Below are 25161 nucleotides of genomic sequence, written 5' to 3'. Positions count from 1 at the left end.
TGACTGAATCTAAATTAGGCGAAAGTCTCACTTAAATTAGCAAGAAATATTGGTTATGAAACTCGTAATGCTATAAATAGCTTGCGAGTTTCATCGTTTAATAAGATCCAGTAAATTAATTTTTCTAAACTTCCCAGCCAAAAAACATATTTGGCTACAAATATTATTAATAATATAACAATGCCACCATTCTAAATTTAGAGGCGAACACAAAATATGGCGCAAGCAGTAAATTCAGCGAAAAATCGCCCCAGCGATCCTAGAAATCGTGAGGTTGTTGCTCCAGCAGGACGTGACCCCCAGCAAGGAAACTTAGAAACCCCAATTAATTCCTCTCCTTTGGTGAAGTGGTTCATCAATAACTTACCCGCCTACCGTCAAGGCCTCAACCCTTCTAGACGTGGCTTAGAAGTTGGCATGGCTCATGGTTACTTACTCTTTGGTCCTTTCGCTAAATTGGGACCCCTACGTAATGCCACAAATGCCAATTTAGCTGGGTTACTAGCAGCAATCGGTTTGGTTGTGATTCTCACCGCCTGCCTATCTCTGTATGCTAATAGCAACCCCTCCAAAGCACTTGCTAGTGTAACTGTTTCTAACCCACCAGTAGATGCTTTTAACTCTAAAGAAAGCTGGAATAATTTTGCCAGCTCTTTCTTAATTGGTGGGATTGGCGGCGCAGTAGTCGCTTATTTCGTGACTAGCAATTTAGGACTCATTCAATCTCTATTTGGTTAATTTAATTTTTTGAGAACTAGGCATTGGGCATTGGTAATAGCTAATTGTTAGTGATGTTTTAGTATTACCCATGCCTAATGTTGTATTTTTTATTGCCAGGAAACAAAGAAAAATCTGCGCTCTTTTTCTATGCGTTTTTGAGATAGGTGTAAAAAATGCTTAGTATTAAAGATTTTCAACTATCCAAATAAAGTGGCTTCTATGGCTTTGAGAGCGTTTTCTAAATCGTCATTAACGATTTGAACATCAAATTCGTCTGCGGCTTGGATTTCTGCTTGGGCGCGGTCTAGGCGACGAGCGATCGCTTCTTCCGAATCTTGGGCGCGACCACGTATCCGGTTCTCTAATTCCTTCAGGGAGGGCGGTAAAATAAAAATGCTGAAAGCACTAGGGAAAGAAACTCGGATTTGTCTTGCCCCTTCTAGCTCAATCTCCAGCATCACTAACTTGCCTGATTGAATTTGGTTAAGCACAGCTTCACGGGGAGTACCGTAATAATTCCCCGCAAATTCTGCCCACTCCAAGAATTCACCTTGAGCGACTAATTGTTCAAACTTACTGCGGCTAATAAAGTAATAATTTTCGCCGTTAGTTTCTCCTGGACGAGCAGAACGAGTCGTCACGGATACAGAATAGTAAAGTTCTGGATGACGTTTTAACAGTTCTTGCATTAAAGTGCCTTTACCAACCCCACTGGGGCCAGTTAAAACAATTAGCCTGCCTGGAGAGGGACTTTCTTTGATGGGAGCATCACTTTGGATAGGTAAAACTTGCATCATCCGTTCAAACTGTGAATTAATCAATAGACATTATTTATTAGTCATTAGCTGTGTTTTCGTTATCAGAGGAACTGTTGACGAACGAATTTGTAGCACGGGTGACAGAAAACTTGTCTAATTCACATGGTAATGCCGATTTGGTGCAAATAGAGTAGGGTTGTTGACCATACCAATCTTAAGATTTTGGATTTTGGATCTGGGATTTGTTTTTTTGGTTTAAGCAAGGCTGCTATACCTAATCTCAAATCCCCAAGGTGGTATGCTCTTGTTGGTGCAGTAAATCTAAAATCCAAAATTCTTTCACCTATATGAATCAGTTCTCTACACTATGATGCTCGCGGGAAATCACAAACCGATTCGCTACCGTCTCCGGTTGAATTGCTGAAAGAATGACATGACTGGAATCAGTGATAATTACAGCCCTGGTTCGACGGCCGTAAGTTGCATCCACTAATTGACCTCTGTCCCGCGCATCCGTAATGATTCGCTTAATTGGGGCAGACTCTGGACTAACGATGGCAACTACTCGGTTGGCAGATACGATGTTACCGAAACCAATGTTGATTAATTGTATTTCCATAAAAAAAATGACACCAAATGTGGTGTGACAAGCTGGTAAGGTAATTATTCCATGTTATCGTCAAAAAACGGGAGTTACAACGCTTTACGTTTAGCCAGCCTGAGTTTTTAAATGACAAATGGTTTTTTTAGCTAATAAATAGCTGTATCTCATTAAAATATGCCCCAGGGGATATGCACAACCGTAAAAATACAATCTAGTGAACTGAGTTAATTTATTTTCAGTTAAGTTAGATTAAGACTCAACATAGTGGTAATTTTCCTACACTTAGAGACTGTATATTAGCAAATATTGTTTCTTGTATCAAATATATTACTCAATTACTATTGACAAAAATATAACAACAGTCTAATAATTTAAATAAGGCAGCTACTAGAGATCACAAACAAGCTCAATGCTTGGGTTTTTGTCTCATGAGCAGTACCTTTGAAGCTTGGCTCGGCGCAAATTTATTGCCTTGGTCTAGCACCAATCCTAAAAAAATATTCAGAAGCTAAAAAAGCTGTCGTGTGTTTTCAGCTTGTTGTCTAAAGATTTTTATTTGAACGGTGTTATATGAAGTTAATCAATTTGCGGCGATTCAAGCCTTAAAGGTTCTGCGAGGTTTGAGACGATAACCGTTGCTAGTTGAATTTTTCAGATTTGTCGGAAATTCTAGATGTAGGTATACATTGATCTTTTGATACTGCCTCACGGAATACATAGAGGCTATGATGAACAACCAAACAAGCGGTTCAATGTTTTTGGGTGTAGCTATTTTTTGGGATTGGCAAAATTGCAGAGCAACTGAAGAGCAAATTCAATGTTTAGTGGGTTTTGCTTATCTCAAGGGCAACATCATACTGAAAAAAGTTTACTCAGATTGGAACTTAGATAAAAACAGGAAACTGCAAAATAAACTCTTTTGCGAAGGTTTTAAAGCTAGCCATGTTCCTTCCTACAAAAATAAGCCAAATCGGACAGATGAAGAGTTGATTTATGACTGTGAACAAGAGGCTCTCGAACAGCCTGACATCAAGACAGTGATTTTGGTTTCGGGAGATGGAGATTTCAAAACTTTGGTGCGTAATTTGAAGATTCACGGTAAGAACGTGATTGTAGTTGCTCAGTGTGAGAAAAATACAAGTCAGGTACTGAGAAAAGTAGCTAATGAATTTTACTTTTTAAGCCAAATTGAGCAACAGTTTAGGAATCTACAGTTTGCAGCTTAAACAGTGAATCGAACAATACCATTTTACATCTAGAAGAGTCAAGAGACAGAAAAAAATGCATGAATTGTTAAATTGTAAGAACGAAAAGCTTTTACGACAAGCGTTAACTCACCGTTCCTATGTCAACGAAAATCCTGGGGAAAAACATAATGAGCGCTTGGAGTTTTTAGGCGATGCTTTACTGACTTTTATCAGTGGTGAGTATCTTTACACTCGCTATCCAGATATGGCAGAAGATCAAATGACTCGCCGCAGATCGGCATTAGTGGACGAAAAGCAACTGGCTAAATTTGCGATTGAAGTCGGTTTAGATTTTAAAATGCGCTTGGGAATAGGAGCGATTCGGGATGGCGGTTTTCAAAGTCCTAATTTATTGAGTAGTACATTTGAATCGGTTGTAGGGGCGTATTATTTAGATTGCGATCGCAACATTGAGAAAATTCGCCCAATTATTGAGGATTTATTTAATTCGGTTCCTGAAGCGATTATGGAAATCCGTTCTACTGTCGATGCAAAAAATCGATTGCAAGAGTGGGTACAGGCACGTTTTGGATCTGTGCTACCTAAGTATAAAACTGAACGAATCGGAGGCGAGGATCACGCTCCAGAATATCTCGCTCAGGTGTTTGTTGATGATCGGCTTTACGGATCTGGAAAAGCTCGTGGTAAGAAGGAAGCTGAAAAACGAGCTGCGGAAAATGCTTTATCCGATCTTAAAAGACAGGGTTGGATTTAGCACTCCTAAAATGTAGAGATGGTTCATCAAAAGTCTCTACAAGGGTTCACTTGGCACTTTTTTTCAGTTCTTGCCATTTTTTTCGCAGTTGATTCAAGTTAGGAGTCTGACCACCATAACGCCAACTTACATAAGCTTGGCAAGTTTCCTCTATTAATTGAGCCGTTGCTGGGGGATGATGCTGGTGTGATCCACTGGCATATTCTAGGGGTGTCTGGGCTGGATGCTTACCCAAACCTTTTTGAGCTAACCATTGTAGCATTTGTTGATACAAACTTTCCATTGGTGGTAATTTTTTTAACCACCGGCGCTTGCGCCACTCTTGCCACTGTCCCCAACCTAGCCAACCAAAAAATGCTGTGGTTGTTGCCAATATTAAGCCAGTCAAGACCCCCAGCCAGCCTTGGGAGAATAAAGACCAAAACCAAGCGATCGCTCTGATTAACCAGCCAAATATGCTGCCAAATAGAGTGTTTAAAAATCCTGTGACGGGACTTGGTAGCCAGCCGGCTACCCATTGCCAAAACTGCCGCAAGACGCTAAATGTTTCAATATCCTCAATGGAAGGAGGAACTAAAGGATGATTGGGAATCGGGTCAAAAGCAAACCAGCCATATCTGGGAAAATATACTTCCGTCATCGCGTAAGCATCTGTGTTACTGACAACGTACATCCCCGTAAATGGATTAAACTGTCCCGCACTAAATCCAGCCACCAATCTGGACGGGATACCAATAGAACGTAGCATCACCGTGAGAACTGTGGAGAAGTGGTCAGGATAGCCGCCTTTGTGTTTGAACAAAAAAGCCTCTACTAAGTCTTCATCTTCGCTTAAAAAAGGCAATCCTAAAGGATTTTCAGGAATTGTGTAGTTTTGCTTAATGTACTGTGCTAAATAGAGTGCTTTTTCATAATTTGAATCTAGGGTTTTAGTAGAATTGGCGATGCGTTCTTGGTTGTAATTAGCTAAGATTTCTTCAGTTCGTTGTCGAACCTTTTCTGTAATTTCTGTGGGAATTTGTAAATAATAATTTTCAATATTTTTAGGATAGTTAGTAGACGCTTTTCCTAATTGAGTGCGATCGCGGTATGGTACTTCTGAAACTACAGTATAGGTGAGGCCTTCTGATAATCTCACAGGCGATCGCAAGCCATTTTCAGTGTCAACTGCAATCACCGCCGTGGGATAATAAACCTCCTTGGGATGAGCCATAGCTGGAATCAAGTTAGGCAAATCTGACACTACTGTGTAAGTTTGCACGACTTCTCGACTCCGACCAGTAAATAAAGGCAAAGGCAAACGAATTTGATAAGACCAATGTGGTCGCCTGTGGGTAGTCACTTTTTCATTGCGAGAAATCTCCCATCCTTTACCGGTGTAGCGGTCAAATGCCAACACACGCCAAAATCCTTCAGCCTGCGATCGCACCCGCATAACCACTTTCGGTTTCATCTCTCCCCGGAGGTTCTGGTTAATCTGGCTATTAAAACCGTAATAAAAATCATTATCTATGCTGCCCGGTTCACCTGTCCCCCCTTGTCCCTGGCCGCTATTACCATTGCCTTGATTACTACCTTCGCGGACATAACCAGGATTAACAATACTCCGACCTGTAAAATCATTCTGGACATCTATCGGAGCGCTGACGGGAAAACTCCGCAGTTGATAACCAGGAAATCGTGGTAAAACTGCAAAAATTGCCAGACCTAGCCCGACAATTAACAAAAAATTTACAATTAAGAATTTAAAATTTAATATTGAAGAATTTTGCTGATCAGACCTTTTATTTTTAACTTTTAACGGCTGAATCCCCAGTTGTGAGCGATAGTTTAACACTAAAGTTGGCAAAGCGATCGCCAAAAATATCAGTAATACTGGTGCAAAAGCCAGAGTTTGACTAACTGTGGCTGCCACACCTAATAAAATCAAACCTATAACTATGGAATAACCCAAGCTTTTGCGCCGGGGCATATCAAAGCTGTGGAGTATTTGTAGTTGAATTAATAACTCTGCTAAAGCCAGGCGCGTATCGTTCAATTCTCCCAGCAACCGCCCAAAAAAAGCACTTAACGCCACTAACATCCCAATGGCGATGCAGAATTTCACGGGAATATTGGCACTGCGGCGACGGTAGTAACTCCAAACCGAACCTAAAATGCTCAACGGCACCGCCCACAGACTAAATTGAGTCGAAGCAGCAATATCAGTTGCCACAATGCCCACAATTACTAACGCTAACACTAATAATCTTAAAGAGATTGCGTCTTCCACTACGGTTGACGTTGATCCCTGGGCATTTTGCCTCCAGTAACGGCCTATAGGTAGAAGCCAAACTTGATTGATCCTGGATAACTTAAACATTAAGAATAGAAGCAGAGGATGTTGTAGATGCGATGGAAAAAATGTTGAGGATGTAAATTTGTACCAATTTTAACAAAGAATACCAGAGGTAACAAACATCATCTGGTAATCCAGATTGCGCCAGGCTTTCTGAATGACAAATTAAAAATTGGGATGAATATCTTGCTGGCGGATTTATTGTTTTTAGCAAGTTCCTCTAAAGAAAACAGGAACTCCCCGAAGCCAAGCTTTGGGAGTGTTTGTATCTTAGACATCTGTTATTTTGACTACGGCTTTTATGGAAACAATATTTACCGCTTTTTAAAAAAGTAGAAACCCTAATGACCTATTGTTACTAAAGGATCAGATTTAAACCACGACAATCATTTGAGACATCCGTGCAAATCGATCTAAAAAGCTAACTGGGGTCATTTCAATTACATTGTGGGACTAATCACAAACAGCAAAGGCTGTTGCTCTAGTTCTGAAAATTCAATTTCCAGAGTATATACTGGAGTTGGTTGATTACAGTATAACTCTACACTCAAATGCCCCGGAGTTGCAGAATTGGCGATCGCTTGGTTGCCATTGCCTTGCAATTTCAAAGTACCGGGAGAGGGTAACTTACAATTAACACTCAAGTGTGTCAGCTGATTTTGAGATTGGTATTCTACCCTCAAAGTCAGCGTGCCAGAGCTATTGAGCCATTGTCTTTCTACCACTGGATGATCTGATGACACTGGGAAAGTCAAATTATCTAGCAATTGTTTAGCTGCTAATAATGACAATGCTATCTGCTGGCGTGGTTGTAAATCTGAGTAATCTTCCTGAATTTGAGGTATTTTATCCTGAGTATTCACAGAACGATAAGTGCTTCTTAGTACCAATCCTGCTAAATCATTAATAGCCTGTGAATCATGAGGGAAAAAGTCTTCAACTACCTGAACTAGTTTTGCCCCTAGAGGTAGTGTAGATGTAATCAACCCTTGACATTTTGTCAATAATTCTTGGAAAACTTTCTCTGGTAAGGGAATTGGCAGATTCAACTTTGATTGTTGTGGTATCCATCCCCAGTTAGAACTTAATGTGAGCGATCGCTGTTCCACAACATCTGGGTACTCTACTAACTGAGACTCCCAAGGAAATAAAGGAGGCTGCTTTTCGACTTGGATTTGTAGCCGACGTTTAAGGACGGCTTGGAAACGTTCTTGCACAGTAGGAATTTCTCCCAATTGAAAGGTTTGGGGCATTCCTCCCAATTATGGCTTACCGCCTGTAAAAGCGGCTACCTTCTTGAGAGGCTGGTTTACCCCGTCAACTTCCTTACACTCTACCAATTTAAACTCGTTGGTGTTAGCTTTCTTTGCCAACAACCAATCGAGTAAATCTGTTTGTAAGGATTCTGAGTCACTATTCATGAGTAGATGCACTTGATCCGGACACTAGGGAGTTACGAATTTCCCATGCTTGTTCCAGAATTTTAAACCACCGTTTTTGTAGTTGCGCTGTGGACAAACCCAAAGTTTTGGCAATTTTTTCATCTGGCTGTCCTTGTTGTTTCAATTCCAGTAACGAGCGCTGCTTGTCATCCAATTGCGTTGTATAATCTTGCCATTGCTGAGGCGTTAAACCCAAATTAGTGTGCAGTGAGGCTTCCAACCACTCATGAACTAATTCCCAACGGTGTAACAAGGCAAACCGAATCAGATGATATTTAAAGCGTTGCTGTAAGTAGTCACGCTGACGAGGAGTTAAACCTAAAATCGACTCAATTTCCTGAGTTGATAAATCCTGAAGACGGAGAGCGAAGTAATCAGCACAATCAGATTGTTGTCGTTGTGCAAGATAATCCATTAATTCTGTCACCACAACCGAACGCAGAGTATCTTCTTCTGGTTCTGGTTCTGGCTGCATGGCCATTGCTGAACGCAATTGCTGTACTGCTGGTTCTTCCCAAGATCCGTCATTGTCATTAGAACTACCTTCTGCGGCTTGTTCTATATCTACGCTGGTTTCCTGGGGTTGTTGTTGAGAAAAGGTTTGCGCCCGCAGAATAATTAGCTGTTGTTGTCGCCCTGGTAAAGGAATTCGTCGCTTGCCATAGCGCTCAGTAAAGGCCATATACTCTGCCAATTCCAGGAGACTTTGGGGACGATAAGTTGGTCCCATTTGGTTTTCCCGTCGGAAGGCATTTAAAGCTTCCAGATAAAACCCTTGGAGAAAATCTTCAATAATGGTCAGTCTTCCTTGATAGCTTAACTGCCTTTGAGGAGGATTAATGTAGCGATAAATAATTGCACTGAGATTACTGTGTAGCTCAACCCTACCCCGACTTGAACCCAAGTGATAGTATCTAAAACACTGTTGCAGTCGATGTCTGGCTAGGGAAATAGCCGAGCTTTGCACATCACCCGAAGCCTGGATACGTTTACTTTCTTGGCAAATCCGGTATACTTCGGTGGTAATTCTTGTAGCTACATCGTGGCAGTTCTGCTTGGCAGCTTTGGTTGATTCCTGAAGCTCTTTGTATAAGAGTTGGAATGTCCCCTCTACGCCAATAGAATTTTCTTCCTGAAAGGTTGGGGTGGGAACTGTTGTGGTTGGGATTGTTGCGGTTGCGGCTGAATTCATAATCTCGGTTTTCAAAAGACCCTAAAAATACTTAAGTAAAACCTGTGAAGATCGTGGGTGTTGGTTGGCTGTTTAGATTTGCGTATAAGCTAAACGCAGGCTAGTCCAATAATTAGGATATGCCTATTTTTATGGTTCCCTTTGATGGGATAGTTAAAAATTTGATAGATGCTTTTGCCATTACCCACCGAATCATTTACAAGTCATTATGGATTTAAAAAGACAAATTGAATTGCTGATTAATAATGCACCCCGCGATGGCTTAACACCACATCTTGTTTCAGCAATTGCCCCTGTATTGATCTCGATCACTAAAAGATTACGTCATTCCCAGTATTATGTTCTTCAGAGTTCAGAAGAAAATTGGGTTTTAACGACATTGAGCAATCGTGCAAATCCAGGATTGGAGAAGCGTGTTGTCTACGCTTTTCCTACCATACAGGATGTCTCCCTAACTTCAGCTGCTGGGCTTGACCCTCAAATGCTCGCCAAAATTGTTCCCGTTACCCATATTTTGTTCCGATTGGTGGCATTAAAACCCGTAGATAGTATCGTTTTTTTGGAAACGCCGGGTGAGACCACTCATACTTGTGAAATTAAACGTTCAGAATTGCTTCATCTCCTAGAACAACAGATAAAACAGCAGCAAACGGGTAAACAAATACCTCCAAATATTGCATAAAAAAATTTTGCAGTTGGGATTCATTAGATACATCTAAAATCCCAACTGCAATAGCTGAAAAAATTAATTTAAAATTCCCAAATTTGTTAATAAAGCCGACTAAGTACATAGTCAGCTATATTGATTAGTGCCTCACGTGATTCGGAAGGTGCGAGGACTTGCAGATGATCAACTGCCAATTTGGCATGATAAGCTGCTAATTTCCGCGCTTGCTGAATACCTTGACTATCTTGAATCAGCTCTAAGGCTTGCTCTAAATCTCCTTCTTGGTCAAACTTCCGTTCAATGAGGGCTTCCAGGTCTGGTTTTTCTGCTAACGCAAATAAAACGGGTGCGGTAAGATTACCACTTCTGAGGTCAGATCCGGCTGGTTTACCCAAAGTATCTGTTGTACTGGTGAAATCTAAAATATCATCCACAATCTGGAATGCCAGACCTAGATGACGGCCATAGTTGTACAAATGTTCGGCAGTTTCGAGGGAAACGTCACTGAGTAAACCGGCAGCTTTAGAACTGTTGGCGATTAACGAGGCTGTTTTGTAATAGCTCTTTTTGAGATAAGTCTCAATAGAGATGCCATGATCAAAACAATTTATTCCTTGCTGGATTTCACCGGTAGCCAGATCCATAATCACTTCTGAGAGTAGTTTCACCACCTCCAAATTATCCAAGTTGGCTAAATACCAGGACGATTGGGCGAAGAGAAAATCTCCTGCTAGGACAGCAATGCGATTACCGAACAAACTATGAACAGTTTTCACACCACGTCGCATTTCTGATTCATCTACCACATCGTCATGCACTAAGCTTGCCGTGTGAATCATTTCCGTAATTTCTGCTAGGCGGCGGTGACGCAACGTTATTTCTTTTTCTAACATTGTGGCCCGCGATACCAGTAGAACAATTGCTGGTCTAATACGCTTTCCCCCAGCTCCGAATAGATGTTCGGCTGCCATAAACAGGATGGGGTGGCGATTTCCAACTAGCTGCTTGAGGTTATCTGCTAGTAGTCGCAGGTCTGCGTCCACAGGGGTAAACAGGGAGGTGGCTGAGGTCATGGATGGGCGGACTCTGGCTTAGGTTACGAAAGTTTACATATCCTACACTCATTTTAAGATAACCCTGTGCCAGCGCAAAGTTTCGATTAGAGAATACCTGCTTATTTGCTGTCTTTTTTCTGCAAAAAATTCAGATGAGCCAAAACTGTAAATTGGATAGAATCCCTATGGTTACAGTCTAAAGCTATGCTTACGCCGCAAAAAAAAATATTCTGTGCATCAGACAAAAAATTTTTTTAAGCTTGAACCAAAAGCCGTCTGTATTACTTTGGCAAAAATATTTGTAACAACTTTCTTAATCAAAATCTTGAAAAAGTATGGTTAGTGATCAAGGAGGTTAAGTGGAATATGTAATATATCAGACAAAGTGTTTAGTACGGTAATTGAATGAGTAAAAAATATACCTTTAGCAATAATAGGGATGGCTCAGTCCTCCTAGCTTTGTTTTTAGGTATCTATAAATTTTAAAATTTAACCCTAAACTTGGCTGAAAACTCAGGATCATTGTGTTACGCTAAAATATAGAGATTTTAAATTTTTCAGAACTCATTTGGCAAAGGTAAGCCGTTTTTAGGTATTTTTACTTAATTGCTATTGAGCGTCTAAAATAAGTCGTCTAAGTCGTCGATATAACTAAAGAATGAAGAAAATTTTTTCTTCATTCTTCGTATGGCAACTGAACCTCTAGAGATTGAGCTTTGCGATATCCTTATGGTTTCGCTGTCAGCTTTTAGCGTCTGTTGAGCGTTAAAGTGGCTCTTTTGATAAAGGTATGCCCGCAAATAATGCAGACTAAGTAGACTGCTGAGGAGTGCAGTTAAAATTGCTGTTTAGCAATGTAACTGTTGTGGTGTGTGGTCTGCAAAAACCCGTTCAATAATTATTAGTTAACCGTAGATATTTAAATTTACGGAAGAGTTTACTATAGCAAACTCAGCCATCAAGATTAACTTGGTTGGTTAAATTTTGTCTAATTTTAAAAATTACATATTCCATTCAGAAGGGTGCTGGTAGAACGATGATTTACGGGAAGATACCTATGTTGACTTTTATTTTAGCTGCTGGATATTTGTTTACTGTCTACCTATTATTAGCGCTGGCAAAGAGAACTGGCAACAAATCTGTTCCGAAAAATTCACCTGCGACTAACCCAGAAGAACACAATCAAGACATATCAGTCACTCATCAGGTAACTGAGGTATAGCTGAGTGCTGAGTGTAAATCCATTTCATCCTAGTCATGACTATTAAAATTGGGAAACTGCGGTATCAGTAAAATCCACAAGCTCAACAGTGGGAGTATGGCCTAGCCACTGCACACTGGATTTTGCAAACTGTTGTGGACAACCACTAACAGCGAAGCGAGTTGGTAGTGGAGGGTGTGTATTGCTTAAACCGAGTAGGTCTAACTCTTGATTACAAGCTGCGACGACGTGAACAGCTGGGTCAATTAGTTTAACTTGAGAGGAAAGAAGCGATCGCAATACTGGCGCGAGATGGGGATAATGAGTACAGCCATAAACTAAGGTATCAATTTCTTGCTGTATTAATGGTTCTAAATATGAGCGTGCTACTTCATGAGTGTAAGGATCATTGATGCGATTTTGCTCAATGAGTGGCACGAACTCAGGACAACTGACTTGCCATACTTGAACATTCGGATTAATTTCGAGAATTGCGTGGCGATAGGCATTACTCTTAGCCGTAGCTGGGGTAGCAATTACACCGATACGTTTTCCTTCTAAAACAGCTGCTTTCGCTCCCGGTAAAATGACTCCGATAATAGGCAGACTAAATTCCCTCCGGACTATTTCTAGTGCCAGGGCAGAGCTAGTATTACAAGCCATAATCACCATTTTTACACGTTGCTGTTGCATCCAGTTCAGGATTTCGCGCACATATTGTAAAATTTCTGCTTGTGAACGAATGCCATAAGGCAAGCGAGCTGTATCTCCAAAATAAATAATAGATTCATTAGGTAGATGGCGATAAAGTTGTCGCAGAACTGTCAGCCCACCCACACCACTGTCAAAAACGCCAATTGGGGAGCGTTGAGGTTCTTGATCAGAAAAATCGTGAAAATTGTCATCAAATATGGAGGATGAATACACAGGTAGATATTGATTTAGGTTTACAGTTAGGTTAGACGTTGGACTTAATGACTTTTTGACTGATAGTGAATGCATCACACCCTCTGACTAAAGTTAAGAGGATTCAAACTGTTGTTCCGAATGAAGGCGCTAGAGGCATTTTCCAACTTTTAATATTACCAATTTTGGCCAGCACTATCACTGCATCATCTTCGGCTATGAAAATAAAATTCTGACCTGCGGCTTTCACAGATCAGAATTTCCTTTGCAGCAAAAACTTTTTCGCTAGTATTAAAGCCACGGCTAATGGGTAAGTAATCTATCACATTGTTTTAATTTTGTCATCCTGCTAAATGAGTATTTTTCCATAACAGTATCAGAAGACACTCAACAGAACTAAATTACTTATCTTCGTTGTAGATGCTGGAGAATACCACGAGCAATTCCATCGGCCATTTGATTTTGGTAAGCTGTGGTTCTCAGCCTAGCCGCATCCTGTGCGCCTGTGACAAAACCCACTTCTACTAGAACTGATGGCATAGAGCTTTTTCTGAGGACGTAAAATCTGGCTCGCCGCACCTTTCTATCTCTAACAGTGACATTTTGAAGAATGCTGTTATGAATGGAGCTAGCTAGACTCTGGCCACTGTCGTAATAATATGTTTCCAAACCATTGACCTCTGGACGACTCATACTGATAGCATTAGCATGGATGCTGACAAATAAATCAGCATTAGCTCGTTCTGCTAAATTGACTCGTCCTTGTAAGCTGACGAAATAGTCAGAATCACGCGTTAGTACTGCTTGTACACCATTCTGCTGCAAAATCGCTGCTACCCTTTTGCTAATTGGCAAAATTACATCCTTCTCACGGAGTCCGCCAATCCCGATTGCCCCTGGGTCCCGACCACCGTGTCCGGGATCAATCATTACTACTGCTCTAGTTTTCGGTGCAGGACGCGGCGCTGGCTGGGGTCTAGTTGGGGGAGGAGCGGTTGGACTTGGTAATTGCCCTTGGTTTGGTGGTGGTAGGGGTGGTAACGCCACTGGGGGTACTGGAGGGGAAACTAGGCGCGGACGACGAGAGCCTTGTAATTGTAAAGCCAAAATCTGGTTACTAACTTGGTTTAGTTCCCCAATTTGCACTCCCGATGCTGGTTGTACTAGAACAACTACTGAATTACCTTGAGGTTGCAAACGTACCCGGAGGATAGGACTGTTGGCACTAAAATTTGGGCCTGTCACGTTGGCGGCTAACTTAGCATTGGGAATAGTTATTCGGAACAAACCAGAGGATCTATCCCATCCACTTGTGGCATTGAGTTTTTGATCGGATCTAATTAGTAATTGTGTGTCATTGTTACCCAATTCCACAGACTGAATTGTGGCTGGCGAATTATTGGCAACTGGTCTGTTGGAACTAGAGGAGGCTGCGGGTTGATTGTTTTGAGAGTTATTGGAACTGTTATTTCCTGGTAGTCTAACCACACGAGAAGGCAAAACCACCAAACCTCCAGCGCTACTATTAGTTGCGTTCCAGTCTGGGCTATCTTTGTTTACCCGCAAGGTCATGCGGACACCAGGTGGTTGGCTGTTTAAGGCAGTGAATTCGACGCGATTAACACCATGTCTGTTAATTTCACTATTTCGCTGCTTCAGACTGGATGATAAATTCGCGTTGGCGATATCCATAAAAATGGTATTGCGATCGCGGCTGCGATTTATTTTAACTTGAGGATTGCCACCACTAGTTCGTAAAAAGAACCCATCTCCTGTTACCTGTAACTTCTGAATTTGAGTAGTTCCCGGTGTGGCGCTGGCAACTTGATTAGAAAATTCTGGTTTGGTATCAGGAGGGGAGTCAACAGTTACCACACTGTAGATATTTCTAGAAGAAGTTTCTGCTTGTTCTGATGTTGGCCTTGGTAATTGTACTCTCCAACGATTGGCACTGACGTTTTCAAATTGCACCTGCTGGGGGTCTAAGGTATAGCCAGGATTGAGTTCCACAACTAGGCGCGTTGTTTGTGGGTTAAACTGCCCCACACGAACAACACGAATCGCACCACCTACCTGCTGTGTAGACTGCGGCCGTCCAAAGGTGGTGCCGGGTAAATCAATCACCAGACGTGTAGGGTTGAATATCAGTTGTGCTTGGGGTTGAACAGCGCTGTTTGTGTTAATTTCCAGACGATTTTGATTGGCATCAAAACGCCAAGATTCCAGTCTTGCTGCTACAGCCGGCGACGATAGTAAGACGATAGTTCCTACAGTGCTGGGTAATAACCAGTGTAATTTCACAATCCTTTCTCCTGATTCGCGTTCATGGGAGCCATCAATATCTCAAAATATTGGCTAATCATCACACTGTTACAACCTAATCTTGATCTTTGAGACTTATGTGACTTTTTTGCTGTTATAAAGACACAATTAATGGCTTAAGTTGCTAGTATGCCCTCTAACTTTGCCATCCTATCAGGATATAATATTCGCTAGAGTAAAGTATTTCAGATCCAACAAGAGTATCACCAGAATTAACTATACCCACTCAAGATTGATGAGTGATATTTGAGCCAGCCTTTTGACTGGGACTTATTTGTGTTACGGCTGACAAATAATCAATGTTTTGAGTAAAATTTTCCACTACTTTTAATCGATGTTAGGACTTACGCAAAATTATGAAAAAACGAACCGCAAAGGACACAAAGGACACAAAGTTAAGAGGGTTTTAGAGAGTTCTTGCGTAAGTCCTGCGATGTAATTAAGCTTGGCATCACTGAAGGCTAATTGGATTAAAGTATCTAAGTTAACGTTATAAAGCCGGACAAGATTTGCAAAAAATAACATTTTGAATGCTAATAGTAGTGAGACAAAAACTAAAATTGATAGTTGTTCAGGACGGAGATTAGTAGGTTATGTTTCTGGAAGTTGGGGGTTGGGGATTGGGGATTGAATATGAGAAAAACTATTTACTAGTTCTTAGCTCCTCGGACAACACGGCGTAAATAAACCAATCATTCAAAGTCAATGAAAAGACTATACAATCAGCCTTTTAACTTTTGAATGTTGTCCGAGGGTATTGCAATATGCCCCTCCTGACTTCTGCCCTGCGGTGCTAGTTCCCTATCCCTTTGAACTTACTTAGCTTTTTAATGAATTATCTCCATTATCTGGGTTGTTTTCCCGATCTTTACCATTATTGATGGTAGAAACTATCGATGGAGGTGTTTCGGCGATTAACGGTGTCCCGGTGGCTGCGTCTAAAATCAGTTTGTCTGAATCTGCGACTAAGTTATCTGATTCGGGAAATACGAACCGTAACAATGGGGGAGCTAAAAAGGTCGTAGTGATCACCATCATGATAATTGCCGCCCCCAGTGATTTAGAAAGAACACCACTGGCAGCACCGACACCAGCAAAAACCAACCCAACTTCACCGCGAGGAATCATCCCCACACCAATTGCTAAACGGTTGATTTGGGGTTGACCAAAGACGCTGAAACCTGTAATTACTTTACCGATAATGGCCACTCCGATCAGGAAAATTGCCATAATTAAACCTTCCCGGTTGCTGGGGATGGCTGGGTTCAAGACTCCTAAGTCGGTTTTTGCCCCAACAGTCACAAAGAAAATTGGCACTAGCATATCGGCAATGGGTATAACTTGCTTTTGCAATTCTTTGCGTTTATCGGTTTCCTCTAAGACTAAACCCGCCGCAAAAGCTCCCAAGATGGCTTCTAATTGGATGACTGAGGCTAAGTATGCCATAGCAAAGGCAAAGATGAATGCTGGTATCACCAGTTCGCCACGTGTTTTGAGTTGGTCAGCGATCGCTACAAAGGTTTTGTTAAAAATATTACCTAGTACGACAGCACCGATGAGAAAACCAGTGGCGCTGATAATCAGATAAATCACGTTGCTCACATCTACTGCACCATCTTTAGCGAGGCTGGCGACTACTGCGAGAACGATGATTCCTAATACATCATCCATGACAGCAGCACCCAAAATAATCTGCCCCTCTTTGGACGTGAGTTTTCCTAATTCCGAAAGCACCTTGGAAGTAATGCCAATACTAGTGGCAGTCAAAGCCGCTCCGGCAAAAATTGCTGGTACAGCACCGACACCAAACAACAGCATCAGTCCCACAGTCCCAGCTGTAAAAGGTGCTACTACCCCCACTACTGCGACGACGGCAGCTTGGGCCCCCACTGAGATCAAGTCTTTTAAGTTCGACTCCAAACCAATTTCAAATAGCAGAATAATTACACCCAATTCTGCTAAGACGGAAATGACTTCTGATTGTGCCTCAAATACGGCTGGGGTAGCTTCAGGAGTTAAACCCGCAGTAATTTGCAGGAATGTCATGATCACAGAGTTAGAACTGTCTGTCCCACCTTCTGGAAACACCAACAGATGCAAAACAGAGATGCCCACAACCACACCTCCTAAGAGTTCACCTAAGACGGGCGGTAAACCTACTCGGTTAGATAACTCACCACCAAGTTTACTAGACAAATATATGACTACTAAACTCAATAGTACTGCGCCGATCACCATTGAACTGTCTGCTGTTTCGGTTGTACTTGCCAGCAGGGGAAAATATACGTTGATTGCATCTAAAAACTGCATTATGTTGTGCAAAAATCCTAATGTGTGCTGCGAAAATCCTTCTCTTATTTTTACTCCTTTATAGAAAACAAGATATATTTTAAGATATCTGTGAAATTATTCTGTGCTGTTAGTTAATGAAATCAGGCGTTGCCAATTAGATTCTGATACTGGCACAACAGAGAGTCTAGGCAGCCGCAGCAGGTCAAATTCTGTAAATTCTCCATTTTGTTTAATTTGGGCTAGTGTCAGAGGTATAGAGACTCTTCTGAGTGCCTTGATATCCACAACTACCCGTTTGGCATCGTTTAATGTTGGATCGGCATAAGGGTGACTAACCACCTCTGCTATACCAATAATTTGTCGTTCGCTCCCTGTATGATAAATCAATGCTAAGTCGCCAATAAGCATATTGCGTATATGTTTGAGCGCTAGAGCATTATTCACCCCATCCCAAACTGTACTACCATCCTGTTCTAAATTAAAGTAGGAATAGTTTTTTGGTTCAGTTTTTAGTAGCCAGTATGCCATTGAAGCATCTCCACAAGTTTTAATCTAATTTTTTTAGTTTCCAAAAATGTAACCGTTCTTACTTCTGACTATGGCAGTGTCAAACTAAGAACATATCAAAAATTGTACAGACGCGATTGCTCGCTTCTTTACAAAAAAGCAGTGAGTTCAAAATAGTTCGGAAATAGCAATAGTTGACAGTTAACTGCGAATTACGAGATACGTTTTCAGAGGAGTGCAAATTTTATGTATGGAACCGCTTTATCCGGTTTTCGGCTTCGGGCTGGAAACTGTGGAAAAATCTTACCACTAACTTTATTAGTATGTATAATTTTTATCCCACCTGGTTTAGCCCAGGAAAGAGAAAAATTGTGGCGAACTTTGACAGTTAGCGGTCGTGGCGTGGAAACAATTCCTACCACCTTGACACAAGTCAGTTTGTCTGTAGAGGTTCAGGGTAAAACGTCAGAGTCAGCACAACAAGATGCGGCTCGCAGGTCATCAGCTGTGGTCGCTTTGCTCAAAAACCGGAATGTGGAAAAATTACAAACTACTGGTATCCGCCTAAATCCAGTTTATAGTTACACTGATAACGTGCAACGAATTACTGGATATGCTGCTAATAATACTGTGAGTTTTCGTATTGCTACTGATCAAGTTGGTCTGCTTTTAGATGAAGCGGTGAAAGTTGGTGCAACTCAAATCAATGGTGTTAGTTTTATTGCTAGTGATCAGGCGATCGCCTCTGCTCAACAACAAGCTCTCAGACAAGCCACTCAAGATGCTCAACAACAAGCTAATGCTGTTTTTAGTACCCTGGGTTTACAGGCAAAGGAAGTGGTAAGTATTCAAATTAATGGTGCCAGTGCGCCCCCACCACCGATGTTACAACGTGCTGAGGTTGCTAAGTTATCTAGTGCTGATGCTTCCACTCCTGTAATTGGTGGTGAACAGCAAGTAGAAGCATCTGTGACACTGCAAATTAGTTATTAGTCATTGGTCATTGACAATGATTAAAAGTGTTCTGATGACATATCTGCCATTCCGTTTTCTGTATCACGCTTAGAACCTAACAAATCTAATTGCTCTACTTGAATGACTGGACTAGAACGGTCGGCTCCTGTTTGGCGGTCTTTCCATGTGTCAAACTTTAAGGAACCTTTAACAGCAATTTGCTTACCCTTGCGGATATAGTTGCCGGCTACCTCTGCTGTTTTTCCCCACAGTTCTAAATTGAACCAGTCAGTATGTTCGCCTTCACGCGATCGCCGATTCACTGCTAGGGTTAATTTACAAAGAACTTTACCAGACTCGAAATATTTAATGTCTGGATCGCCGCCGACACGACCAACAAGGGTGACAATGTTAATGCTCATGGGTGTTACTTTTTAGTACAAATTTACTGCTATTTTTTGATATGTATCATAGCGGATTGTAAACACATTGAAAATATGTTAAAAACTTAACAATAAAACTGCGGATAAAAATGAGCAAAATTACTTGAACAAATAAAAAACTATCCGAATATATTTAAATAGTTAGAGAATATCAAGAAAATGGACACCTAAGACCCAAAAAGAATAGCTTAAGGTTCTCAGAAAATAGCTTGCCTGCTGGACTCAAGGTAAAAAACATCATACAATCCGGCATAATTAACTCTAACAGTTTTTCGCTAACAAGTATCGCAAATAAGGGGCGTAGAGACGCGTGGGGCTTTTTAGGAACTTTCGCTCATCATGGGACATGGGTATCGACCTCGGTACTGCCAACACCCTAGTTTATTTATCTGGTAAAGGCATTGTACTCCAAGAACCTTCTGTAGTTGCTATTGATCAGAACGAAAAAGTAGCACTGGCAGTAGGGGAAGAAGCCAAAAAAATGCTCGGACGTACACCTGGAAATGTGATTGCCCTCCGCCCTTTGCGTGATGGTGTAATCGCTGATTTTGAGATAGCCGAGCTGATGTTAAAACACTTTATTCAGCGAGTAAATGAAGGTAAATCACTGATTAAACCTCGAATTGTCATTGGCATACCCAGTGGTGTTACAGGGGTAGAAAGACGCGCTGTGATGAATGCATCCATCGATGCTGGGGCTGGAGAAGTGTATTTAATTGATGAGCCAATGGCAGCAGCAATAGGATCTGGGCTACCTATTTCCGAAGCAACAGGCAATATGATTATTGATATTGGTGGCGGCACAACAGAAGTTGCCGTACTGAGTCTTCAGGGTACTGTCATCAGTGAATCAGTCCGCATCGCTGGTGATGAATTAACTGAATGCATCATGATGTATCTGAAAAAAGTTCATAACTTAGTGATTGGCGAACGGACTGCTGAAGATATCAAGATTCGCATTGCTTCCGCGTATCCAACTAATGATGATAATGATGCCATGATGGAAGTTAGAGGCTTACACTTGCTTTCTGGCTTACCAAGAACTGTCACACTCAAAGGTCCAGAAATTCGTGAATGTATGTTGGAACCGCTATCAGTGATCATAGAAGCTGTGAAGCGGACACTGGAACGCACGCCTCCAGAATTGGCCTCAGATATTATTGACAGAGGAATCATGTTAGCTGGTGGTGGTGCTTTACTCAAAGGCATAGATACCCTAATTAGCCATGAAACCGGGATAGTGACTCACATTGCCGCAGATCCTCTGTGTTGTGTCGTGCTGGGTACAGGCCGTGTATTAGAAAACTTTGAACAGCTCAAACGTGTGATCAGTGGGCATTCCCGCAATATGTAGTGAGAAATATCATATATTGGGTTCTATTTGAATTGTATTTAGATTTCATAAATAGAATCTAATATCTTGTGAATTTATTAAATACAGGTATAAATGGTTACTTCACGTCGTTGGTGGGATCGGAAATTACTACAACTTAGTTTACTAACTGTAGTCGTGAGTAGTGTCTGGATGTTGAGACAAACTCAAGGGCGTTTCCTTTGGGAAATATACCAATTTGTCAGCCGTCCGTTGCAAATATTACAAACAGGGCCAAGTCCAGAAGAACGTCTGAATGATGCCCGTTTTTTAGAGTTGCAAACGCGCATAGCTGATTTAGAAAATCAAAATGAAAAGTTACAAGATTTATTAGGTTACGTTGAAAAATCACCAATCACATCGCGCCCAATTCCAGCGCGAGTAGTGGGACGCAGTGCTGATCACTGGTGGCAACAAGTGACTCTGAATCGTGGCTCTGATGCAGGCATTGAAGAAGGCTTTATTGTCAAAACTGATGGCGGCTTAGTGGGTTTGGTAGAAAGTGTTACTCCTAATACTAGTCGTGTATTATTAATTAGTGATCTCAAGAGTCAAGTGGGTGTTACAATTAACCGCACTTCAGCTAAGGGTGTTTTGCGGGGAGATTCTTCGGCGGAAGCTATCTTGGAGTTTTATGAAAAAGTTCCTAATGTTCAAGTAGGAGATTTAATTTCCACATCTACCTATAGTCAGAGATTTCCTGCTGGTGTACCAGTAGGACGAGTGAAGTCTTTAGATTTAAAGCAATCTCCAGCATCAATGGCAAAAGTTGAACTTTTCCCGCCAATACTGTCATTAGATTGGGTGATGGTATATCCGTTCACACAAAGTACTAATTAGACATAGCCGAGAAACCTAGAATTGGCACACTAAAACTTGAGTTAGATTATTTAAAATAATTTCAAAATAATGAAGATGCCTTCATTTAGAGGTAACAGGCATAGCAAGCCTAGAGTACCACGGCGAAGATTTAAAATGTTAAATAAGCCTCTAGAGCGCTGGCATCCCACTACACGTAAACTGCTAGATTGGGCTATAACAGTTGGGTCTGTGCTGTTTTGTGTATTGATGTTGCCAACCCGTTTTTTGGGCATGGAATTATTGGGAATTGGGCCTAACTGGTTATTAATTTGGGTCGTGGCTTGGAGTGTGAAGCGCTCTGTTTGGGAAGGAATGTTAGCTGGTATAGTCTTGGGATTACTTCAAGATGCCATGACATCGCCTGATCCTACCCATGCGATTACTTTGGGTTTTGTCGGATTTTTGACTGGGTTGTTACAAAAGCAACGTTTTATTGAAGAAGATTTTATTTCTATTGCTTTAATTGTCTTTGTGATGGCAGTTGTGGCAGAAACTATCTTTGGGTTGCAATTAACTTTAATGAGCTATAGCGGAGGTGGGCAAAGCCTACGCAAAGTCGAATCTATTTGGGCATATTATCAACGGGTGGCTTTGGCTTCTGCCATTCTCAGTAGTCTTTGGGCCCCTGTGGTTTATTATCCCTTAAATCTTTGGTGGCAAAAAATGAAATTGTTAGAGCAGAGTTAGGGAGTAGGAATTGGGAATTTGGGCAAGGACTGGCAATTTTGATTCAAGCTAGAGTTGAGTAAGATACCACATAGCAAACAATCAACCTGGATATTACTGTTTAAGTATCACTACAACAGCTCTAGCGTGCAAAATATTGAAATTACTGCCCAAAATTATGGATAATTCGCGTGAAACCTATCGTATGGTATCTCCACCTAATGATACTCAGGAAAATGGGCTGATATTACGAACTGACAACAGCTCTTTGGGTATCCAAGAAGCAGCGCTGGCGCGATCGCCAGTTGAATCTAATTCACTAGAGAAACAAAAAATAGGCAGTGACTTTGACCGGGCGATGATGCAACGGTGTTTGGCTCTGGCGCGTCGGGCTTTGGGACGTACTTCACCTAATCCGCTAGTAGGGGCGGTGGTTGTTAAAGATGGCGAGATTGTGGGGGAAGGGTTTCATCCCTGTGCAGGTGAACCTCATGCAGAAGTTTTTGCTTTGAAAGCAGCTGGTGTAGGCGCGGACTCGGCTCAAGAGAATCACGCTTGTGGTGCTACAGTTTACGTTAACCTTGAACCTTGTAATCATCATGGACGCACTCCCCCTTGTTCGGAAGCGTTAATTGCAGCTGGTGTGGCTAAGGTAGTCGTCGGTATAGTTGACCCGAATCCTTTGGTTGGTGGCGGAGGTATTGCCCGTTTACGTGCTGCTGGTGTAGAGGTAGTTGTAGGGGTGGAAGCCGAAGCCTGTTATCAACTCAATGAGGCTTTTATCCATCGGATTTTACATCAACGACCTTTAGGGATTTTGAAATATGCCATGACTTTAGATGGCAAAATCGCTACTACTTCTGGTCATAGTGCTTGGGTGACAAACCAAGATGCCCGTAATGAAGTTCATCAACTGCGGGCAGGGTGTGATGCGATAATTGTTGGTGGCAATACAGTCCGAAAAGATAATCCTTACTTAACCAGTCATCAGGTAGGAGCGCATAATCCCCTGCGGGTGGTGATGAGTCGTCAGCTCAACTTGCCTGAAGATGCTCGCCTGTGGCAAACGGCGGAAGCTCCGACTGTAGTGTTCACAGAGAAGGGTAGTTCACCAGATTTCCAAAGTTTCTTACGCCAACAAGGGGTTGAGGTGGTAGAGTCAATTTCCCTGACACCAGAATTGGTAATGGCCAATTTATGCGATCGCGGTTTTTGTAGTGTGTTATGGGAGTGTGGTGGTACTTTGGCCGCCAGTGCGATCGCTCAAGGTGCAGTACAAAAAATTATGGCTTTTATCGCGCCTAAAATCATTGGTGGTAGTCATGCGGCTACACCTGTAGGTGATTTAGGTTTGACCATTATGACCGAAGCTCTAAGCTTAGAACGGGTTCGTTGGCGTGTAGTCGGTTCTGATTGCTTAGTTGAAGGTTATTTGCCTCAAAAAAACTCATAGTCGATAGTCCACAGCCAATAGACAACACTATTGTCTGTGGGCTTGATCACTGGCGTTCATAAGCAAGATCGCGTATGAGGGTGAGCCGGGATTGAACGTAGTCACTGAGGTAATCAGTTTCGTTGGGATCTAACAATGCTTGCTTTGTAGTTTGTTTGACTAACCATTGTACCAAGCTAGCATCGTCCATCTGCAATAAAATCTTGGTTTGAGAATTTTCAACTACAGACCAAAGCTGGCGCAGAATTTTAGGAGTCATTAAGACCTCAAGTTTATCATTAGCTTAGTTATTTTTAGATTACACAATTTAAGCGGTAGATTACGCCTGCATATACAAGCTGAGACAAGTATTATTAAAAACTTAATAAAGTGAGTTATAACTTTATGAAGATTAAGTATTGTTTCACTACATTCATAAATTAACAAAAAGTTACTTAATAACTTTCTTTAGTATGCTGAATGTGATTGCTAGTTGTCTTAATCCAATTAATGACGAATTATTTATAATTATCTCTTAATTCGTTACATTTTACTCAACTATTAGATTTTCACAAAATGTGTACTTGCATTTATAGCAATTCCAAATAAGTTACGAACAAAAAAGATCCCCGATTTCTGAAATAAGTCGGGGATCTAATTCTCCAGTACAGCAAGGCATAAATGAAGCAATCATTTAAAATCATTCAAAAGCTGATAAAATAAGCTTTTTGACTTCCGCCGTGCGGTACTAGATATTTACTAGTAGTAATATGGAAAGATTTACAAAGGATTTCTCCCGGATACAACAATAAAACCTACAGAATCAAGCCGGATTTGAGGTCTGTGAATCCCATCTAAAATGGCTGTACTCAATGCACTTTCTATCTGTAATTCTTCAGCGAGTGCAGAATCCTCATTTTGCCTTTTGAGACGCAGCTTTAATTGTGCTACTTTTTTGTTCAAATTCTGTTCAGCAACTTGAGCATATTGTTCGTGCATTTTGATAAATTTAGGATTGTTTAAGAGTAATTCCCCAGAACGACTACGAGCTTGATTGCAAAAACTTTTCCAATCGCTAATATCGACAAAATTATCAATAATTCCTAAACGCTCTTTGGCTAGATTAAAATCTCTCACTCTCTCACTGCTTCTGTCTTTATACGGTCGTTGCAGAATATTTAAAAGCGATTTATCTTCCACTAAACTCATGGGGTTAGTGCGACCATCAACAAAGATAGTTTCTAACATTGGGGGAAATAAAGCATCAACCCGCCGCTTCAATGTTTTGAGTTGGGAATTATCTAGTTTGTGGGTTGTTAAAACCTGTTTGACTGCTTCTAAATGTGTTTCGACTACAAAATTGAATCGGAAACCAAACCATTCTTTACCTTCGGTAGCATTCCAACTTTCATCAGTGCGCCAGACAGCAAAAGCTTTCCCTCTATCATCCCAATTAATATGGCTGAC

Annotated in this window: 21 protein-coding genes and 2 pseudogenes; 10 read left to right on the top strand and 13 right to left on the bottom strand. The window is 41.4% G+C overall.

What is annotated here, in order from left to right; all coding sequences use genetic code 11:
* The first annotated feature begins 216 nt into the window (after positions 1 to 216).
* Positions 217 to 738, top strand: coding sequence for a photosystem I reaction center protein subunit XI (locus VB654_RS02740; protein WP_323211872.1), 522 nt, complete (start codon positions 217 to 219; stop codon positions 736 to 738).
* A gap of 179 nt (positions 739 to 917) precedes the next feature.
* Here VB654_RS02740 and gmk read toward each other — a convergent pair whose 3' ends face one another.
* The gene (gene gmk / locus VB654_RS02735) at positions 918 to 1517 is read right to left on the bottom strand and encodes a guanylate kinase (RefSeq protein WP_323211979.1); all 600 of its coding nucleotides are present in this window, start codon (positions 1515 to 1517) and stop codon (positions 918 to 920) included.
* 313 nt (positions 1518 to 1830) lie between these two features.
* Positions 1831 to 2097 (bottom strand): extracellular matrix/biofilm regulator RemA, encoded by a 267-nt coding sequence (remA, locus tag VB654_RS02730; RefSeq protein WP_006194863.1) that lies wholly within the window; start codon positions 2095 to 2097, stop codon positions 1831 to 1833.
* A gap of 710 nt (positions 2098 to 2807) precedes the next feature.
* Here remA and VB654_RS02725 point away from each other — a divergent pair.
* Positions 2808 to 3308, top strand: coding sequence for an NYN domain-containing protein (locus VB654_RS02725; RefSeq protein ID WP_323211870.1), 501 nt, complete (start codon positions 2808 to 2810; stop codon positions 3306 to 3308).
* A gap of 55 nt (positions 3309 to 3363) precedes the next feature.
* Positions 3364 to 4044 carry a ribonuclease III gene (gene rnc, locus VB654_RS02720; RefSeq protein ID WP_323211868.1) on the top strand — a complete coding sequence of 227 codons (681 nt, stop codon included), beginning with the start codon at positions 3364 to 3366 and terminating at the stop codon, positions 4042 to 4044.
* 46 nt (positions 4045 to 4090) lie between these two features.
* Here the strand turns inward: rnc and VB654_RS02715 are convergent, their stop codons facing one another.
* From VB654_RS02715 to hetZ, 3 genes and pseudogenes are all read right to left on the bottom strand, one after another.
* A complete protein-coding gene (locus VB654_RS02715; RefSeq protein WP_323211867.1) occupies positions 4091 to 6406 on the bottom strand; it encodes a DUF3488 and DUF4129 domain-containing transglutaminase family protein in 2316 nt (771 codons plus the stop codon).
* Between the two features lie 416 nt (positions 6407 to 6822).
* A pseudogene (locus VB654_RS02710) lies at positions 6823 to 7803 on the bottom strand (PatU).
* Positions 7796 to 9016, bottom strand: a complete 1221-nt coding sequence (hetZ, locus tag VB654_RS02705; protein ID WP_323211865.1) for a heterocyst differentiation protein HetZ — start codon at positions 9014 to 9016, stop codon at positions 7796 to 7798. Before hetZ ends, VB654_RS02710 begins: the two are co-directional and overlap by 8 nt.
* Positions 9017 to 9224: 208 nt before the next feature.
* On the opposite strand from hetZ, the gene VB654_RS02700 reads away from it, so the two are divergent.
* Positions 9225 to 9698 (top strand): hypothetical protein, encoded by a 474-nt coding sequence (locus tag VB654_RS02700; RefSeq protein ID WP_323211864.1) that lies wholly within the window; start codon positions 9225 to 9227, stop codon positions 9696 to 9698.
* A gap of 86 nt (positions 9699 to 9784) precedes the next feature.
* On the opposite strand, the gene sds is transcribed toward VB654_RS02700, so the two are convergent.
* Positions 9785 to 10756, bottom strand: a complete 972-nt coding sequence (gene sds / locus VB654_RS02695; RefSeq protein ID WP_323211863.1) for a solanesyl diphosphate synthase — start codon at positions 10754 to 10756, stop codon at positions 9785 to 9787.
* 1039 nt (positions 10757 to 11795) lie between these two features.
* On the opposite strand from sds, the gene VB654_RS02690 reads away from it, so the two are divergent.
* Positions 11796 to 11960: a hypothetical protein gene (locus tag VB654_RS02690; RefSeq protein WP_323211862.1), complete on the top strand. Its 165-nt coding sequence runs from the start codon at positions 11796 to 11798 to the stop codon at positions 11958 to 11960.
* A 42-nt stretch (positions 11961 to 12002) separates the two neighbouring features.
* Here the strand turns inward: VB654_RS02690 and murI are convergent, their stop codons facing one another.
* From murI to VB654_RS02670, 4 genes are all read right to left on the bottom strand, one after another.
* Positions 12003 to 12866, bottom strand: a complete 864-nt coding sequence (gene murI, locus VB654_RS02685; protein ID WP_323211861.1) for a glutamate racemase — start codon at positions 12864 to 12866, stop codon at positions 12003 to 12005.
* A gap of 384 nt (positions 12867 to 13250) precedes the next feature.
* Entirely contained in the window at positions 13251 to 15146 is a 1896-nt protein-coding gene (locus VB654_RS02680; RefSeq protein WP_323211860.1) for an N-acetylmuramoyl-L-alanine amidase, read from the bottom strand.
* An 840-nt stretch (positions 15147 to 15986) separates the two neighbouring features.
* Positions 15987 to 17477, bottom strand: a complete 1491-nt coding sequence (locus VB654_RS02675; protein ID WP_323211859.1) for a cation:proton antiporter — start codon at positions 17475 to 17477, stop codon at positions 15987 to 15989.
* Positions 17478 to 17573: 96 nt separating this feature from the next.
* Positions 17574 to 17987, bottom strand: coding sequence for an EVE domain-containing protein (locus tag VB654_RS02670; RefSeq protein ID WP_323211857.1), 414 nt, complete (start codon positions 17985 to 17987; stop codon positions 17574 to 17576).
* Positions 17988 to 18212: 225 nt separating this feature from the next.
* Between VB654_RS02670 and VB654_RS02665 the strand changes: the two genes are divergently transcribed.
* Positions 18213 to 18959, top strand: a complete 747-nt coding sequence (locus tag VB654_RS02665) for an SIMPL domain-containing protein (protein ID WP_323211856.1) — start codon at positions 18213 to 18215, stop codon at positions 18957 to 18959.
* Positions 18960 to 18979: 20 nt separating this feature from the next.
* Here VB654_RS02665 and VB654_RS02660 read toward each other — a convergent pair whose 3' ends face one another.
* Positions 18980 to 19342: a single-stranded DNA-binding protein gene (locus tag VB654_RS02660; RefSeq protein WP_323211855.1), complete on the bottom strand. Its 363-nt coding sequence runs from the start codon at positions 19340 to 19342 to the stop codon at positions 18980 to 18982.
* Between the two features lie 367 nt (positions 19343 to 19709).
* On the opposite strand from VB654_RS02660, the gene VB654_RS02655 reads away from it, so the two are divergent.
* The 4 genes from VB654_RS02655 (at position 19710) to ribD (ending at position 23715) form a co-directional block, all read left to right on the top strand.
* On the top strand, positions 19710 to 20717 hold the full coding sequence (locus VB654_RS02655) for a rod shape-determining protein (RefSeq protein WP_323211854.1): 1008 nt from the start codon (positions 19710 to 19712) through the stop codon (positions 20715 to 20717).
* A gap of 93 nt (positions 20718 to 20810) precedes the next feature.
* Positions 20811 to 21575 (top strand): rod shape-determining protein MreC, encoded by a 765-nt coding sequence (mreC, locus tag VB654_RS02650; RefSeq protein ID WP_323211853.1) that lies wholly within the window; start codon positions 20811 to 20813, stop codon positions 21573 to 21575.
* A 69-nt stretch (positions 21576 to 21644) separates the two neighbouring features.
* Positions 21645 to 22283: a rod shape-determining protein MreD gene (mreD, locus tag VB654_RS02645; protein WP_323211852.1), complete on the top strand. Its 639-nt coding sequence runs from the start codon at positions 21645 to 21647 to the stop codon at positions 22281 to 22283.
* Positions 22284 to 22440: 157 nt separating this feature from the next.
* The gene (ribD, locus tag VB654_RS02640) at positions 22441 to 23715 is read left to right on the top strand and encodes a bifunctional diaminohydroxyphosphoribosylaminopyrimidine deaminase/5-amino-6-(5-phosphoribosylamino)uracil reductase RibD (RefSeq protein ID WP_416235648.1); all 1275 of its coding nucleotides are present in this window, start codon (positions 22441 to 22443) and stop codon (positions 23713 to 23715) included.
* Between the two features lie 46 nt (positions 23716 to 23761).
* Here the strand turns inward: ribD and VB654_RS02635 are convergent, their stop codons facing one another.
* On the bottom strand, positions 23762 to 23974 hold the full coding sequence (locus VB654_RS02635; RefSeq protein ID WP_006194845.1) for a hypothetical protein: 213 nt from the start codon (positions 23972 to 23974) through the stop codon (positions 23762 to 23764).
* Positions 23975 to 24474: 500 nt separating this feature from the next.
* Positions 24475 to 25161: pseudogene (locus VB654_RS02630) on the bottom strand (helicase); the annotation flags it as partial.

It is taken from the genome of Nodularia sp. UHCC 0506, assembly GCF_034931045.1.
Classification (GTDB): Bacteria; Cyanobacteriota; Cyanobacteriia; order Cyanobacteriales; family Nostocaceae; genus Nodularia.
The sequence above is the reverse complement of the archived record's forward strand: the minus strand, read 5'-3'. Positions and strand labels throughout refer to the sequence as shown.